This window comes from Oceanobacillus limi (genome assembly GCF_900111445.1).
GTDB lineage: Bacteria > Bacillota > Bacilli > Bacillales > Amphibacillaceae > Ornithinibacillus > Ornithinibacillus limi.
In genome coordinates this window covers 66,460-80,943 of the sequence record NZ_FOHE01000014.1, presented here as the reverse complement: position 1 = coordinate 80,943, position 14,484 = coordinate 66,460, and the positions used below count along the sequence as shown (strand labels likewise).

The window sequence follows — 14,484 nt, the reverse complement described above, 5'->3', positions numbered from 1 at the left end:
AAATCTAAAAATATAGTATGCTATAAATATATGAAGTAAAGACTGTTAGAAAGGAGGAATAGGAATAATTGAAGAAAGTAATCGTTCTATTCGTTGTTGCTATTTTACTTGTAGGATGTCAAAAAGAAGAGGAACAACCAATTGATAAAAGTAGTGATAATCCAAAAGAACAAGAAGCAGTAGCGGATATCAAATCAGAAGTATCTGCTATACAATTTAGCAATTATGCAGAGGAGGTTGGATTTTCTTTACGGACACCTTCAGATAGTACGATCAATGCACAAAATACTGTTCAAATACAAGGTGAAATAGAAAATACAGCTGTTCTTTCTGATGATGAAGTCTGGATTGTGGTCACACCGGAGTCCCAAATAGAGGAATTAAAGCATAGTGAATTCAACTATTATCTTCCAATTAAATCTGGTGAATTTGCTAAGGAAATCTCGATGCATAATGGTTTAGGGGAATATCAAGTGAGTATTCGGTTACCAGGGAGTGAAGCCGAGGATGAGGGAAGTTATGTAGAGGCAGCTAATTTTACCGTGAACAACCAGAGTGAAGATATTCAGCGGGAAGTTGAATATACAAAGTATGGTGTGGAACAGGAATTAGAACTTATTCGTCCGGAACAAGGTTTAAATGAGTTGGATCAGAGCATCTACGTAGAAGGAGTAGTCCCAAAAGATTACGGGGGTGAGATGGTTCTTGTACAAGTGGAGCGTGAGGGTGAAAATAGACAAGTAATGCTGCCGGTTAAGGATGGCCTCTTTACAGGGGATATCCCATTATACTTTGGAAAAGGAAATCACTTGGTACGAATCCAATTGTATAATGAAGAAGATGGTCTATATTATGATTCCGCAATGTTTTATGCTAGAAATCAATCGGAATCGGCATTTGCTGAAATGGAGGCATATCGTACTTATACCGATCGCGGGATAACGTTACAAGATCCTTCGTGGGATACTGTGAACGAATGGGATGAGTTAGAATATCCAATTAAAGGGGAAATAGATCCGGATACCCCAGGGGCTGATGAAATTACCCATATTATTGTCATGGTTAATCATGTAGGAGAAGGTGAGGAATCAGGCTATCTCGTACCAGTAGAAAACTATCAATTTGAGGGGAATGCCTATTTTCGATTTGGCCCTGGCGAATACGAGGTGACTGTAAACGTTCCTAGCATGGAGCAACATGACCAGTCGATGTTTTATTTTGAATCGGTTGTTAAAGTAGGGCATCAGGTAGCTCATATTACGGATCAACGTGATTTGCTTCCTTCTAGGGGGATTGAATCAGACCACCCAGAAATTATTCAAAAAGCGGAAGAAATTACTGCAGGTATTCATGGCGAACGTGAAAAAGCAAAAGCAATCTACGAATTTGTTGCTCAGCATGTTGCATACGATGTAGAAAAAGCAGAAAAAGATATATTTGATATTGGGGATAGTGCGTTAACAACGCTGGAATCTGGAATTGGTATTTGTCAGGATTATGCATTTCTAGCAACGGCATTACTCCGGGCCATTGGGATGGAAGCGCATTATGTAGAAGGTTATGCTGGAGAGCGTCATGCATGGGTTGAAGTGAAAACAGATGGAAAGTGGATTGAGATGGACCCTACCTGGGGGGCTGGGTATATTCAAGATGGTACCTTTCATTTTAATTATAACGAAGACTATTTTGACCCAGCACCATCCTTTTTTGCCGAAACCCACACCCGAGAAGGAATCATGTATTAAACAAAAATTCGAGGAGCCAGTAGGTGCCTGGCACCTACTGGCACTCCCTCGAATTTTTTTGTTTATATCGATTGGGTCATCTTGGTTTTTCGATGTGTGTTTCTTCTCCGTATCCTAGTGTGATTACTTCTACCTCATCCATTCCTTTTAGTAGTTCCTTTAATTCCTCGTCTCTAGCAATCATGTTTTCTACAACTGGAAATGCTTGAAGTAAGTTTTCTAGTTTTTGTGGAGAAGCTGCGGTATCTGTAGATGGAAACGTATGACTAGGAATGGCGTAGTTGACGTTTAGTAAATGTTTTAATGCGTAAGCAGCCTCTCGAGGACCCATGGTAAAATGTCCAGAAGAGGAAATGATAACAATTTCTGGTTGATAAACCTCTTGAATTAGCTTCATGTCATACATCAATGCAGTGTCCCCAGTGTGATAAAGTGTATAATCATCTACAAAATCAAAAATATAACCTGCAGCTTCCCCGGCATATACGGGCGTGTTTTCGGTTTCTCCATAAGAAGAAGTGTGTTTCGCCAGCACCATTGTTGCAGTTACATCCTCTAATTGAACGGATCCACCTAAGTTAATTGGGAGTACATTTTTTATTCCTTGCTGTAACAGTATTAAAGCCAATTCATATTGGGCCACAATGAATAGATTAGGATTATATTCTAGAAAGTTGTTTAATCCACTCGTGTGATCAAAATGTCCGTGTGTTAAAAATACCCCATCAATCGATTGGTAAAATTGTTCATTATCTAGTTCCTGCGGAAATCCTGGATTCATTTCAATAAATGGATCGATTACGTAGGTTTTGCCTTCCTTACTTTTTAAGGCATACATGGCATGACCAAGTCTTAAAATCTTCATCAAATTCCTCCCCAAAAGTTGTATAGTATAACCTATTCTTCTGATCTTAATTAAGAACAAAAAGGTGCCAGGCACTTGTCGAATTCGACAAGTGCCTGGCACCAAAATGAGCACCAAATTAAAAAACAGGTCGCCCAAACACTTAATGAGTAGGGCAACCTGTTGTGGTCTATGCGTGGTGGTGTAGCTTGATAAACTCGGGTATATATAAAATAAAGGATAATGTTAGACATGCTCCCGTTATTCCCATAAGAGCTGCGGCAATTTCTGGATTAATTTCTGGAAAAGCGATTAAGAGAAATGTCGCACCGTAAAACACTGCAGTAGAGACCTTTCCAAACCACATGGCACCATCTAACTTTTTCCCTTTCTTCAATAGAACGAGCCCGTTTATTCCCATAAAGAGCTCCTTAAACACAAATAAAGTAATGAGAATCCATACATAGGGATAGCTGACTAGCAAACAAATAATAATTGCCATTTGTGTTAATTTATCAGCAATCGGATCAACAATTTTTCCTAGCTCTGTTATTTGATCAAATTTTCGAGCGATAAGGCCATCAAACATATCCGTTAATCCAGACAACAAGATGATAAGAGCTGCAGCATAATATTCTTTTGCCTCTGCAGCATTGACATAATAGTAAATGAAGATTGGAATCAAGATGATTCGAATATAAGATAATATATTTGGAATGGTAAAAATTTGTTTCAACGTAATGTTCAAGATAATTCCCCCTAGGAAGTGTATACGCAGGTCGCTCCTAAATGTTTCAGTTAAATTAATTGTATACCTTTTGGGAATTAATTCAAATTTCTATAATTTTTCTTCATTGATAAAAATAAATAAACTCCAATTCCACCTATGGTAATGAGTTGGCTAATAATGAGCTGGTCCTGTATCGTCATAGTTGTTTTGGACAGAAAATATTCTGGTAGTGTCAAAAATGCTACAAAAACTAGTAGGATCAATGATTTTGCCCAAATGGATACGCCTATTATAAAAAGGATAGTAATAACACCAATCGTGATGGACCAAACTGTATTAATATGAATGATGGGTGTTTCAATGGATCGATTTAAGTAAATTAAACCTAAAAATAATAAAAAAGGTAAAGTTGCTGGAATAAGTAAGATACTGAACTGCTTCATAGTTGAATAGTTCTTTCCTGATATATACCGGTAGCTGCTAAATATAATAGCAATGGATATGGCAATAATCACAACATGGCCAACGATCTCAAAAAGAGAATAAGAAAGATTTCCCTCGAGAAGGTCACCAATGATTGAAAAGGAAAAAGAGCCTAAGATAATTAATACTACATATTTAATCCATGTGCGGTAATCGATATCCATTTCATTGGATACAGTTTGCATATATTCTTTAGGAGATTTTCCAACTACATGTTCAATCGATTTTCCCTTTGCTTCTGCTTCCTCCAAATGAGCTTCGAGCTCTTCAACAATTTCATCGATTTCATTTGAATTTTTTCCACTAGAAAATAAGTAAACACGTAGTTCCTCTAAGAAAGACTTGCTTCTCTCTGATAAATTCATTTTATCGTTCATCCAATTCAACTCCTTTATGTATACTTTTTGACTCATGGCTTATTACACGATTCACATTGGCTTGTAACGTATGCCATCGTTCTAGAAAATGACTTAATTCAATCTCCCCTTTTTCCGTTAATGAATAGTACTTTCTTTTGGGTCCTGCAGTAGACTTCTTAAGTGTGGAAGATACGAGCTTTTCTTTTTGCATGCGCATGAGTAAAGGATAGATCGTTCCCTCGCTAAACGAATCAAAGCCATAGTTCTCAAGTTTTTCAGCAAGTTCATATCCATAGACCTCATTATCTTTTATAATTGCAAGCAAACACCCATCTAAAATTCCTTTTAACATCTGCGTTGAAGACATTTTTAATCACCTCATACAATGCCTTGCATTACAAGGGTAATAGCGAAAGAAAATACCTTGTAATGCAAGATATAAAACAATTATAAAACCAACTAACATGTATTACAAGGTAAATGATTCGACAAAAACTGACAAAAGGGGTGCCAGGCACCTTCACGAGGTGCCTGGCACCCCAATAATCATTATTGATTGTTTGTGAAAGAATTTGATTGTTTTTGATTGACTTTTGGAAGCGGTTTATTTATTATTAGAGTTAAGATAGGTCGAACCATTAGTGGTATTAATTTTCCCACATGTAACTGGACGTAAGACCTCCATCTCAACCTACGAAGTTTAACCTAGGAGGTTAAGTGGGGGAATAAAGAAATCGACACTGATTGAAAATATACTTTATGATTGTTTTTGGTTGATTTAGGAAAACTATATTTATAGTAAATGGAGGTGTCCATATTGATAACAGCAGAAAGACATCGGATGATTTTGCATTTGTTAGAGCAAAAAAAGATTGTCAGGATCCATGAATTGGTGGAGGAATTAAACGCATCAGAATCTACCATACGTCGCGATTTAAGTGAATTGGAGCAACAGAATAGACTGAAACGAGTTCACGGTGGCGCATCTCTTTTGCATCAAACGAAAGAAGAGCCGAGTGTTCTAGAAAAATCTACAAAAAATTTATCCGAAAAGAGCAAAATTGCCGCCTATGCAGTTAGCTTAATCAAGGACAACGATTCCATCTATTTAGACGCAGGTACAACAACTTACGAAATGATCCAACATATATCAGCAAAGGATATTACAGTAGTTACAAATGGTCCTAGTCATATAAAGCCGTTGCTTGAAAAAGGGATCCACACCTACTTATTAGGTGGTTTTGTTAAACCTAGAACAGAAGCATTAATTGGTCAACTAGCGATCCAAAGCTTAGAGAAATTTCGGTTTGATAAATCCTTCATCGGTGTGAATGGTATTCACCTACATGATGGCTTTACAACTCCAGATCCAGAGGAAGCAGCGTTAAAATCTACGGCGATCAAGCTGAGTCAACGTGCTTTTGTTGTTGCCGATCATTCTAAATTCCATGAAGTTACATTTTCACAAATTGATGAGCTAGATGCAGCAACAATTATTACAAATGAAACAAATCCAGAAACTCTATCTGACTTTAGAGAAAAAACAAGTATTGAGGTTGTAGATAAATGATATACACATGCACATTAAATCCATCTGTAGACTACCAGATTGAAACAAAACAACTAGAGCTAGGGACGCTAAATCGAGTTCAAGACACAGCATTTTACCCGGGGGGTAAAGGCATTAACGTATCTAGGGTACTTAAAAACTTAGGTGTTGACTCAACAGCGTTAGGATTTATTGGCGGTTTTACTGGGACATTCATCCTCGAAAGACTAAACGAGGAAGGTATCAACACTGATTTTGTCATCCATGATGAGCCAACTCGCATTAATATGAAGGTTAAAACAGCAAAGGAAGAAACAGAAGTGAATGGAAGTGGCGCATCCATTCCTAAAACGTATCAAGAGCAGCTTATTCAGAAGGTTGAGGAACTAACAGCAGATGATTATTTTGTATTATCCGGAAGCTTGCCACCATCCATATCATTCGACTTTTATGAGAAGCTTTCCGCAATGTGTGATGAAAAAGGGGTTTCTCTTATTTTAGACATCCCGAACCGATCGTTGAAGGATTTACTTAGTTTTCGTCCGTTTCTTATAAAACCTAATCAAGCGGAGCTGAGTGAGATTTTAGAAAAGGAAATAAACACGAAGGAAGAAGCAATAAAAGGTGCGAAAGAGCTCATCCAGTTCGGTGCGAGGAATGTAATCGTATCAATGGGTGCAGAAGGTGCGATCTTTGTAAATGAACAATTTACTGCCAAAGCTGAAAATCCAACAGGAACATTAAAAAGCTCTGTTGGTGCGGGGGATTCTTTAGTTGGGGGCTTCCTTGCTTCCTATAATAAATCAAATGACTTTTTAGAAGCATTCCAATATGGAGTAGCCTCTGGAAGTGCAACAGCTTTTTCAAACGATTTGTGTAAAAAAGATGCAGTGGATCAATTGGTTTCACAGGTTTTAATAAAAAGGTAAAGGGAGGAAAAGAAGATGAAAATTACAGAATTATTAAAGCAAGACACGATTATCGTAGACTTGCAAGCCACTACAAAAGCCGAAGCGATCGATGAACTTGTAGAAAAGTTAGATTCTGCTGGAAGACTAGCTGATAAAGAAAAATACAAACAAGCGATATGGGCAAGAGAAGAACAAGGAACAACTGGAATCGGTGAGGGGGTAGCGATTCCCCATGCCAAAACGAGTGCAGTAAAAACACCTGCAATCGCGTTTGGGAAATCAACAGCCGGTCTGGACTATGAAGCGCTAGACCAACAACCAAGTCATTTATTCTTCATGATTGCTGCTAGTGAAGGTGCAAATAATGATCATTTAGATTCACTCGCTAGATTGTCTTCCATGTTGATGGATGTATCGTTTAGACAGCAATTAATCGAGGCAACTTCTGAGCAGGAAATTTTGTCATTGATTGATCAAAAGGAAAAAGAAAAATTAGAAGATGAAGAAGAGACAACGCAAGAAGTGAAAAGTAAAAAAATCCTTGCTGTAACCGCGTGTCCAACTGGTATTGCCCATACGTATATGGCAGCTGATGCCCTGAAAGCTAAAGCGAAAGAATTAGGGGTAGATATTAAAGTAGAAACACGTGGCTCGGGTGGAGCAAAAAATGTTCTAACCGATAAAGAAATTGAAGAAGCAGATGGAATTATTGTTGCTGCAGATACCAAGGTAGATATGGAGCGTTTTAATGGTAAACCAGTCGTTCAGACTGCAGTAGCAGATGGGATTCGCAAACCTGAAGAACTCATTAATAAGGTCGTTAGTGGCACTGCATCACGATACCAAGGGGGAGAGAAATCCTCTGAATCTACTTCAGAAGGAGGCAAAGGTCAAAATGCATTCTATAAACATCTAATGAATGGTGTTTCGAATATGCTACCATTTGTTGTCGGTGGTGGTATATTAATAGCAATCGGCTTCTTGTTTGGTATCGAGTCACATATACCTGGAAATGAAGATTACAATCGGTTTGCAGAGGCGCTAAATACCATTGGTGGCGGAAACGCATTTGGATTGATGATTCCAGTATTAGCTGGTTTTATCGCCATGAGTATTGCAGATCGTCCAGGTTTAGCACCAGGTATGGTCGGTGGTTTTATGGCGGCACAAGGTGATTCTGGCTTCATCGGTGGTATTATTGCGGGTTTCTTAGCAGGTTATTTAGTCGTTGGAATTAAAGAAGTTTTAAAAGGTCTACCACAATCACTGGAAGGAATTAAAACGGTATTACTTTATCCGCTATTAAGTATTTTTATTACTGGAATGATTATGTTCTTTATCGTTGAACGACCTGTAGGTGCCTTTAATACCATGTTAAGTGATTGGTTAGCAGGTATGGGAACTGGTAATGCCGTATTACTCGGTTTAATACTTGGGGGAATGATGGCAATCGATATGGGTGGTCCAATTAACAAAGCAGCCTATACATTTGGTATCGCAATGATTGCGGATGGAATCTTAGGACCACATGCTGCAATTATGGCAGGCGGTATGGTTCCACCACTTGGGATTGCATTAGCAACCATCTTATTCGCTAAGAAATTTACCAAACAAGAAAAAGACGCTGGGAAAACAAACTTTATTATGGGTGCTTCCTTTATTACAGAGGGTGCGATACCTTTTGCAGCATCGGATCCAGGTCGAGTCATTCCATCGGTTGTTGCAGGTTCAGCCGTAGCTGGAGCATTATCTATGTTGTTCGGCATTGGATTACCAGCACCACATGGTGGCGTCTTTGTTTTACCTATTATTGAAGGAAATCCTTTTATGTATCTATTAGCAATCGCTATCGGAGCTGTGATTACAGCTATCATGTTAGGGATTCTGAAAAAAGAAGTAAAATAAACCTATTTATAGCTGCCTAGGTCGGATAGTGACTTAGGCAGTTTTTAATTCCAAAATTCGACATAATTCGGGAGGTGACAGGCACCCTCAAATATAGTATTGTTAAGGAAAGTGTCATCAAAAGGGGGAGACATTATGAGGAAAACTTTTTCTGGACAGTTGGGGATTTTAATTGTTATTGTATTCTTTATTTCATTACTCATTACTTCGATTGCTAATTATCTAGTAACCTATAATCATACATATGAAGCGGCTGGAGTTGAGGCGGTTGGTTGTGCAAATATTACAACCGGACTAGTTAACCCAAGTGATGTAGAGGCCGTGAAAAGTGGAAATGATAGTAAGTTAGCGGAGCTTGAAGGTTCACTTAATTGGACCGTTGACCATAAACATATATTCGAAAATCAGTATATTATTGAACTTGATGGTACCATTTTGGCTGCGGATGAAAGCTTGAAGAATCAAGGCTTTCAAGCGGGTGATTCTTTTTATATTGATGAAGAGGTCATAAATAAGATCCAGGAAACGAAACAGCCATTGTATTCAGAGATCTATGAATATGGCGGAATGAAAAGATTAACAGGGTATGCACCGATCTTTAAAGATCACGACCCCAACAAAGAGATTATTGCACTGAATGCGATAGATTTTAATGCGCAAATTGTTACGGATCGAACATGGGATGCAGTACAAGAAACGATTCTCCTTGGTTTGGTACCAATTGCATTAGCTTGTTTTGTTACGATTTGGATCATTAGAAAAAGAACGAAACCAATTTCGAACCTTATCGGATATTCGAAGAAAATTGCTGAGGGAGATTTATCAGCAGAAGCCGTTCACGTGAAAAATAAGGATGAGATAGGCGATTTAGCTGACACGTTAAACCTAATGGCAAACAATTTACGAGAGTTAATCAAACAGTTTAGTTCGAACGCAGAGCACGTTGCAAACTCATCTAATAGCTTAATGGGGACAGCTGATAAAACAAACCATGTTACCAAACAAATTGCTGCTACCATGCAGGAGCTTGCTAGTGGGGTAGATCAACAAGTTAATAGTGTAGAAGAAACGTCGGAAATAGTAGAAGAAATGTCTACAGGTGTTCAACAAATTGCAACTAACTCGCAAAATGTATCTGCAACCGCGATCGAAACATCGGAAAAAACCTCCGAAGGGGAAACGCGTATTCAAACTGCTGTTGACCAAATGAAAGTAATTACGGACACAGTGGAGTCGCTATCGGGTGTTGTCAAAGGTTTGGGAGATCGTTCTACGGAAATTAACCAAATTATTGAAGTGATTACGGATATCGCAGAACAAACCAACTTACTAGCCTTGAACGCATCTATTGAAGCTGCGCGGGCTGGGGAACACGGTAAAGGGTTTGCAGTAGTAGCTGATGAAGTTCGGAAACTGGCAGAGCAATCAGCAACTTCGACACAACAAATCTCGCAATTAATTGCGGCGATTCAATCGGAGACCAATCAAGCCGTTCAATCAATGGAGACGGCAACAAAAGAAGTTACCGAAGGAATAGATGTTGTAAATAATGCAGGTGCATCATTTACTGAAATTAGAGCTTCGATTAACGAAGTTAGTGATCAAATCCAAGAAGTTTCTGCAGCCGTTCAGCAAATGGCTTCTGGAGCAGATCATATCGTCGCATCGATGAAAAATATATCCAAAGTTTCTGAATCTGCAGCCTCTAGCTCTCAAGAAGTTTATTCATCAACGGAGGAGCAATTAAGATTAATGGAGGATGTAACAGATTCCGTAAACCAGCTTTCTAAAATGGCCGAAGAATCACGGAAAAATACGCATAAATTTAAACTGAAGTAACTGTAAATAGATGTAGGTTATGATGAAAAAAGCCAATCTCGGGTAACTAGAGATTGGTTTTTTTATATTTCATTACTTTAATGAAGGTTTAAAGCATAACAATATAGATTCCAAATAAAATAGCAATCAAAATCACAAAGCTTCCTATCAATATCAGGGACAGTTTTGCAGATCGAAAGGTTTGTTTATTTATTGAATTTCCCTTTTTTACATAGCCTATCGTTGCCATGATGATCGCCAGGATACATAATATTACCGAGGTAAATCCAATTAAGCTAACGAGCACGTTGCCAATTGGGGAAAATGCTGCATTAGCTGATGTGAAGTGTAGGTTGGTCACTAGAAATCCAACCCCAATAATGGCAATGGCTGTACGGATCCATGCTAAGAAAGTACGTTCATTGGCGAGGTGCTGCTGAATGTATTTCGATTCAATTGTTTGCTTATTGTTATTTTTTGAATTATCGTTATTCATAGAGAACACTCACTTTTTTAGACAATCAGTATAGTTTTTGAAGTTTTCCAGTTTTTTATTCTGTTTCATTACATATTTAATCAAGTAGAAGCCTACCATGAAAGGATGAAATAAATTGAAAGATATAAATATTGGCATTATTGGCCTGGGAGCAATCGGGGAAAGGTTGCTTAAACAGTTTAACGCACATGCGGCAACAACTATTACAGCAATTAGTGATGTGAATGAACAGCGAATAGCTGAAATGCAGGAACTGCTACCAGGAGTACGTACATATTCGGACTATCATGACCTTATTACAGATGAGACAGTAGATGTTGTATATGTTGCGGTTCCTCCAAAACTTCACCATCCCATTGCATTGGCGGTATTGGAAGCCGGTAAACACATATTATGTGAAAAACCACTAGCAAACTCTTACCAAGAGGCGGAGGAAATGCAGGAGAAAGCTAAATCAGTAGGTGTGGTCAATGCGATTAATTTCCCACTCCCATATAGCAATTCAGCTCAGCAGTTAGCCGATCAAATACAAAGTGGCAGGATAGGGGAAATAAAGCGCATTGAATTGACCATGCAATTTCCAGAATGGCCACGTGCATGGCAACAAAATGATTGGATAGCAGGTCGTGAACAGGGTGGATTTATTCGTGAAATAACACCACATTTTATTCAGCTAACGCAACGCGTTTTTGGTTCCATTTCTAACATTCAATCGTTTATCGATTTTCCAGAAAATGAAGAAGCCTGTGAAACTGGAGTCATAGCGCGTATGGAATTAAAGGATAGTACACCAATTTTAATAAATGGACTAAGTTCCATTGGTAAAAAAGAAGAATTGGCTTATCGGGTCTACGGAGATAAAGGTGTTATTTCCTTGTTAAATTGGGGACAACTTATTCTCACTTCAAAAGAAGGTGAGGAAGTTTTAACAGAAAGGCAACCATATCCAGGGTTAATTGATGAACTTGTCAAGGCTGTAGCTGGAGAACGCGCAAGTCTGGTTACCTTTGAGGAAGGCTTTGCTGTTCAACAAGTATTAGAAGGACTGTTAGGGAAACAAAATGCTTAATGTAAAAGAACTAGACTTGGATAAAAATAATCGTGTCATTGTAATATCGGATATTCATGGACAGCTAGATTTGCTGAAAGAGCTATTAACACAAGTAAAATATGCAAAAGAAGACTATTTATTTCTGAATGGCGACTTGTGTGAGAAGGGTCCAAATAGTTTAGAGGTAGTTCATTATGTACAGGAGTTAGTCGCTCAGTCAGATCGTGTCTTTGTTACCAAAGGAAACTGTGATGTGTTGTTCCGATACGTGTTTGATGGAGTAGAAGGCATTTTGCAATACATGAGAAACCAGAAGTATTCTATTTTAAATGAAATGCTTACTCTTAAACATAAATCATTGGATGACTTTTCTGGTATACATGAATTAGCAGAATTTTACCGTACCCATTTTCGAGAAGAAATAAACTGGCTAGAATCCCTGCCTAATGCCTATCAATTTGCTGGCCATATTATTGTTCATGCTGGTATTGATCATATAGAGGATTGGCGAAATACGAGCGAGGATTTTGCGTTATTCACAAAAGCATTCTATGAAAAAGAGCATCGGGAAAATAAAAATGTGATTGTCGGGCATTGGCCGGTTGTAAATTACCGGGCAAAGCAAATAAGCTCGAACAATCCAATTATTGATGAAAAAAAACGAGTGATTGCTTTAGATGGTGGAAACCAGATCAAAAAAGACGGCCAATTAAATGCCTTGCTAATAGAAAACGGTAACTACGATTTTTCTTATGTGGATGAACTAAAAACCACGGCTACTGTTCAAGTAGATCATGAAGATTCTTATGGTGGGATTGGTACTGTTACGTATCCAAATTATGACTTAGAAATATTGGAGCGCCATAACTATTTTACCCGTTGTAAAAATATCAATTTGGGTATTCAGCAGTGGGTGAAAAATGAATATATTGAAACATCAAATGAGTATATTCGCTCGAAAGGGGATCTTAGTACCACGTTTTTATCTGTTGCAAATGGTGAGAAAGTATTCATTATAGATGATTCATGTGCAGGATACACGCTCATAAAGAAGATAACAGGTGAAGTCGGATGGATTCCAAATCATTGCTTACTTTGAAATTAGTGACTAAAGATAGGTTTATCCCGTATATAACTGGCTGTAATACCCCACTGATGAAGATTCACTTTATAAAGCACACCGGTTTTAGATACTTTCTAAAATGAGGTAGTGCTTTTTATCTTATCTCCAAAAAAAGGAAGTTTCTTCAAAAAGCATTCCATTTCCTCGGAAATTTCCACTTTTTTAGAAGTGGTTTTATTTATAAACGATTCTTTCAGTCTGTAGCGCCAGGATTATTAAATTCAACTATCCATTCAAAAGTAAACGTGGCTGAAAAGTGTGCTTGCATATACCAACAGCAATGTAAAGCGGCTTAACTTTAGGTCTAAGCAGCTGACTAGATTAAGCGCTCGTATGATAAAACATGACCGAGGGTTATTCTATTTCAAAAGAATATAATTCGGGCCGTCGATCGGAGAATACAGGAATTTTTTTTCGAACACTATCTACTTGATCTATTTCAACCTCTCCATATAGTATCATTTCCTCATCATTGGCTTCTGAAAGTACCTTTCCCCAAGGATCTACAATCATAGAATGACCACCAAACTCATTCTGGGGATCGTATCCAACTCGGTTGCATGCGACTACAAAGCATTGATTTTCGATTGCTCTGCTAATTAAAAGGGCTCTCCAATGATCAATCCTTTGCTTGGGCCATTCGGCAACAACATATAAAACCTTTGTATCATGAAGCATATGTGTACGAATCCATTCAGGAAAACGAATATCATAACAAATTACTCCTGCACTTAATATTCCTTCTAACTCAAAAAGACCATGATCATTCCCTTCGATAAGATGCTTTTCTTCCTGCATTAAACGGAATAAATGTGCTTTGCTATATTCCTTAACTATTTCACCAATACAATTTATAACGATTAATGTGTTTGTTACAGCAGAATTGGGAAGTTTTTTTGCTATTGATCCTGCAACAATGTTGAGTCGATACTTTTTGGCGAGCTTACAAATAAAAGAAAGAGATTCCTTGCCGCCATCGTCTGCAATTTCATCTAATCTAGTTAGATCGTAGCCAGTTGTCCATAATTCTGGAAGGACTACTAAATCAATATTTTTCGCATGTAGTTTTTCAAATTGTTTTTCTATTGTTTTGTAATTCGCTGTTGGATTTCCATAACAAATATCAATTTGCAGTAAGGCTAGTTTTAAAATTATTACACGCTCCTTTTTATCAGTGAGGGATGAGGACAGGCCCCCGCTGAATTGATTAATTGAAGATCTTTCCCTTTTTCCATAGAATATTTCCTTTAATACATCATGGAAGCTAATATGTAAAATAGCTTTAATTTTGCATGATTAATGAAACATTCTGCATATTCATATTATAATACCATTTCATGAAACAAAAATGAAGAACAAAACGTATGAACCATAGACATAGGAAACACATATGATACTATTATAATATGAATATTTTGAAAATAAAGCAAATGATTTAATGGGTGTTGTATAGTATGCCACCATATTCGA

Annotated in this window: 13 protein-coding genes; 7 read left to right on the top strand and 6 right to left on the bottom strand. The window is 37.8% G+C overall.

Annotated features, from left to right (window positions below):
- Positions 1–68 precede the first annotated feature (68 nt).
- Complete coding sequence (locus tag BMX40_RS14325; RefSeq protein ID WP_090871103.1) at positions 69–1,745, top strand: transglutaminase domain-containing protein; 1,677 nt, start codon at positions 69–71, stop codon at positions 1,743–1,745.
- A gap of 76 nt (positions 1,746–1,821) precedes the next feature.
- Here the strand turns inward: BMX40_RS14325 and BMX40_RS14320 are convergent, their stop codons facing one another.
- The 4 genes from BMX40_RS14320 to BMX40_RS14305 all read right to left on the bottom strand — a co-directional run bounded on the left by BMX40_RS14320 (position 1,822) and on the right by BMX40_RS14305 (position 4,528).
- Complete coding sequence (locus BMX40_RS14320; RefSeq protein ID WP_090871101.1) at positions 1,822–2,610, bottom strand: metal-dependent hydrolase; 789 nt, start codon at positions 2,608–2,610, stop codon at positions 1,822–1,824.
- A 169-nt stretch (positions 2,611–2,779) separates the two neighbouring features.
- Complete coding sequence (locus tag BMX40_RS14315; RefSeq protein ID WP_090871099.1) at positions 2,780–3,337, bottom strand: CDP-alcohol phosphatidyltransferase family protein; 558 nt, start codon at positions 3,335–3,337, stop codon at positions 2,780–2,782.
- A 77-nt stretch (positions 3,338–3,414) separates the two neighbouring features.
- Positions 3,415–4,179 carry an HAAS domain-containing protein gene (locus BMX40_RS14310; protein ID WP_090871097.1) on the bottom strand — a complete coding sequence of 255 codons (765 nt, stop codon included), beginning with the start codon at positions 4,177–4,179 and terminating at the stop codon, positions 3,415–3,417.
- On the bottom strand, positions 4,169–4,528 hold the full coding sequence (locus BMX40_RS14305; protein WP_090871095.1) for a PadR family transcriptional regulator: 360 nt from the start codon (positions 4,526–4,528) through the stop codon (positions 4,169–4,171). Before BMX40_RS14305 ends, BMX40_RS14310 begins: the two co-directional genes overlap by 11 nt.
- A gap of 450 nt (positions 4,529–4,978) precedes the next feature.
- Here BMX40_RS14305 and BMX40_RS14300 point away from each other — a divergent pair, with 450 nt between their 5' ends.
- The 4 genes from BMX40_RS14300 (at position 4,979) to BMX40_RS14285 (ending at position 10,365) form a co-directional block, all read left to right on the top strand.
- Positions 4,979–5,731, top strand: coding sequence for a DeoR/GlpR family DNA-binding transcription regulator (locus tag BMX40_RS14300; protein WP_090871093.1), 753 nt, complete (start codon positions 4,979–4,981; stop codon positions 5,729–5,731).
- The gene (gene pfkB, locus BMX40_RS14295; RefSeq protein ID WP_090871091.1) at positions 5,728–6,639 is read left to right on the top strand and encodes a 1-phosphofructokinase; all 912 of its coding nucleotides are present in this window, start codon (positions 5,728–5,730) and stop codon (positions 6,637–6,639) included. Before BMX40_RS14300 ends, pfkB begins: the two co-directional genes overlap by 4 nt.
- A 15-nt stretch (positions 6,640–6,654) precedes the next feature.
- On the top strand, positions 6,655–8,526 hold the full coding sequence (locus BMX40_RS14290; protein ID WP_090871088.1) for a PTS fructose transporter subunit IIABC: 1,872 nt from the start codon (positions 6,655–6,657) through the stop codon (positions 8,524–8,526).
- Between the two features lie 135 nt (positions 8,527–8,661).
- Complete coding sequence (locus BMX40_RS14285; protein WP_090871086.1) at positions 8,662–10,365, top strand: methyl-accepting chemotaxis protein; 1,704 nt, start codon at positions 8,662–8,664, stop codon at positions 10,363–10,365.
- Positions 10,366–10,453: 88 nt separating this feature from the next.
- Here the strand turns inward: BMX40_RS14285 and BMX40_RS14280 are convergent, their stop codons facing one another.
- Positions 10,454–10,840: a YidH family protein gene (locus tag BMX40_RS14280; protein WP_090871084.1), complete on the bottom strand. Its 387-nt coding sequence runs from the start codon at positions 10,838–10,840 to the stop codon at positions 10,454–10,456.
- A gap of 115 nt (positions 10,841–10,955) precedes the next feature.
- On the opposite strand from BMX40_RS14280, the gene BMX40_RS14275 reads away from it, so the two are divergent.
- The gene (locus BMX40_RS14275; protein ID WP_244513570.1) at positions 10,956–11,909 is read left to right on the top strand and encodes a Gfo/Idh/MocA family protein; all 954 of its coding nucleotides are present in this window, start codon (positions 10,956–10,958) and stop codon (positions 11,907–11,909) included.
- Positions 11,902–12,990 (top strand): metallophosphoesterase, encoded by a 1,089-nt coding sequence (locus BMX40_RS14270; RefSeq protein ID WP_090871082.1) that lies wholly within the window; start codon positions 11,902–11,904, stop codon positions 12,988–12,990. The genes BMX40_RS14275 and BMX40_RS14270 overlap by 8 nt, the downstream gene beginning before the upstream one ends.
- A gap of 378 nt (positions 12,991–13,368) precedes the next feature.
- Here BMX40_RS14270 and BMX40_RS14265 read toward each other — a convergent pair whose 3' ends face one another.
- Complete coding sequence (locus BMX40_RS14265; RefSeq protein ID WP_342028685.1) at positions 13,369–14,148, bottom strand: carbon-nitrogen family hydrolase; 780 nt, start codon at positions 14,146–14,148, stop codon at positions 13,369–13,371.
- Between the last annotated feature and the right edge of the window lie 336 nt (positions 14,149–14,484).

Bases quoted from the DNA above. Each gene is read 5' to 3' on its own strand.
- BMX40_RS14320 (WP_090871101.1), bottom strand. From the start codon at position 2,610: ATGAAGATTTTAAGACTTGGTCATGCCATGTATGCCTTAAAAAGTAAG.
- BMX40_RS14310 (WP_090871097.1), bottom strand. From the start codon at position 4,179: ATGAACGATAAAATGAATTTATCAGAGAGAAGCAAGTCTTTCTTAGAG.
- BMX40_RS14305 (WP_090871095.1), bottom strand. From the start codon at position 4,528: ATGTCTTCAACGCAGATGTTAAAAGGAATTTTAGATGGGTGTTTGCTT.
- pfkB (WP_090871091.1), top strand. From the start codon at position 5,728: ATGATATACACATGCACATTAAATCCATCTGTAGACTACCAGATTGAA.
- BMX40_RS14290 (WP_090871088.1), top strand. From the start codon at position 6,655: ATGAAAATTACAGAATTATTAAAGCAAGACACGATTATCGTAGACTTG.
- BMX40_RS14285 (WP_090871086.1), top strand. From the start codon at position 8,662: ATGAGGAAAACTTTTTCTGGACAGTTGGGGATTTTAATTGTTATTGTA.
- BMX40_RS14280 (WP_090871084.1), bottom strand. From the start codon at position 10,840: ATGAATAACGATAATTCAAAAAATAACAATAAGCAAACAATTGAATCG.
- BMX40_RS14270 (WP_090871082.1), top strand. From the start codon at position 11,902: ATGCTTAATGTAAAAGAACTAGACTTGGATAAAAATAATCGTGTCATT.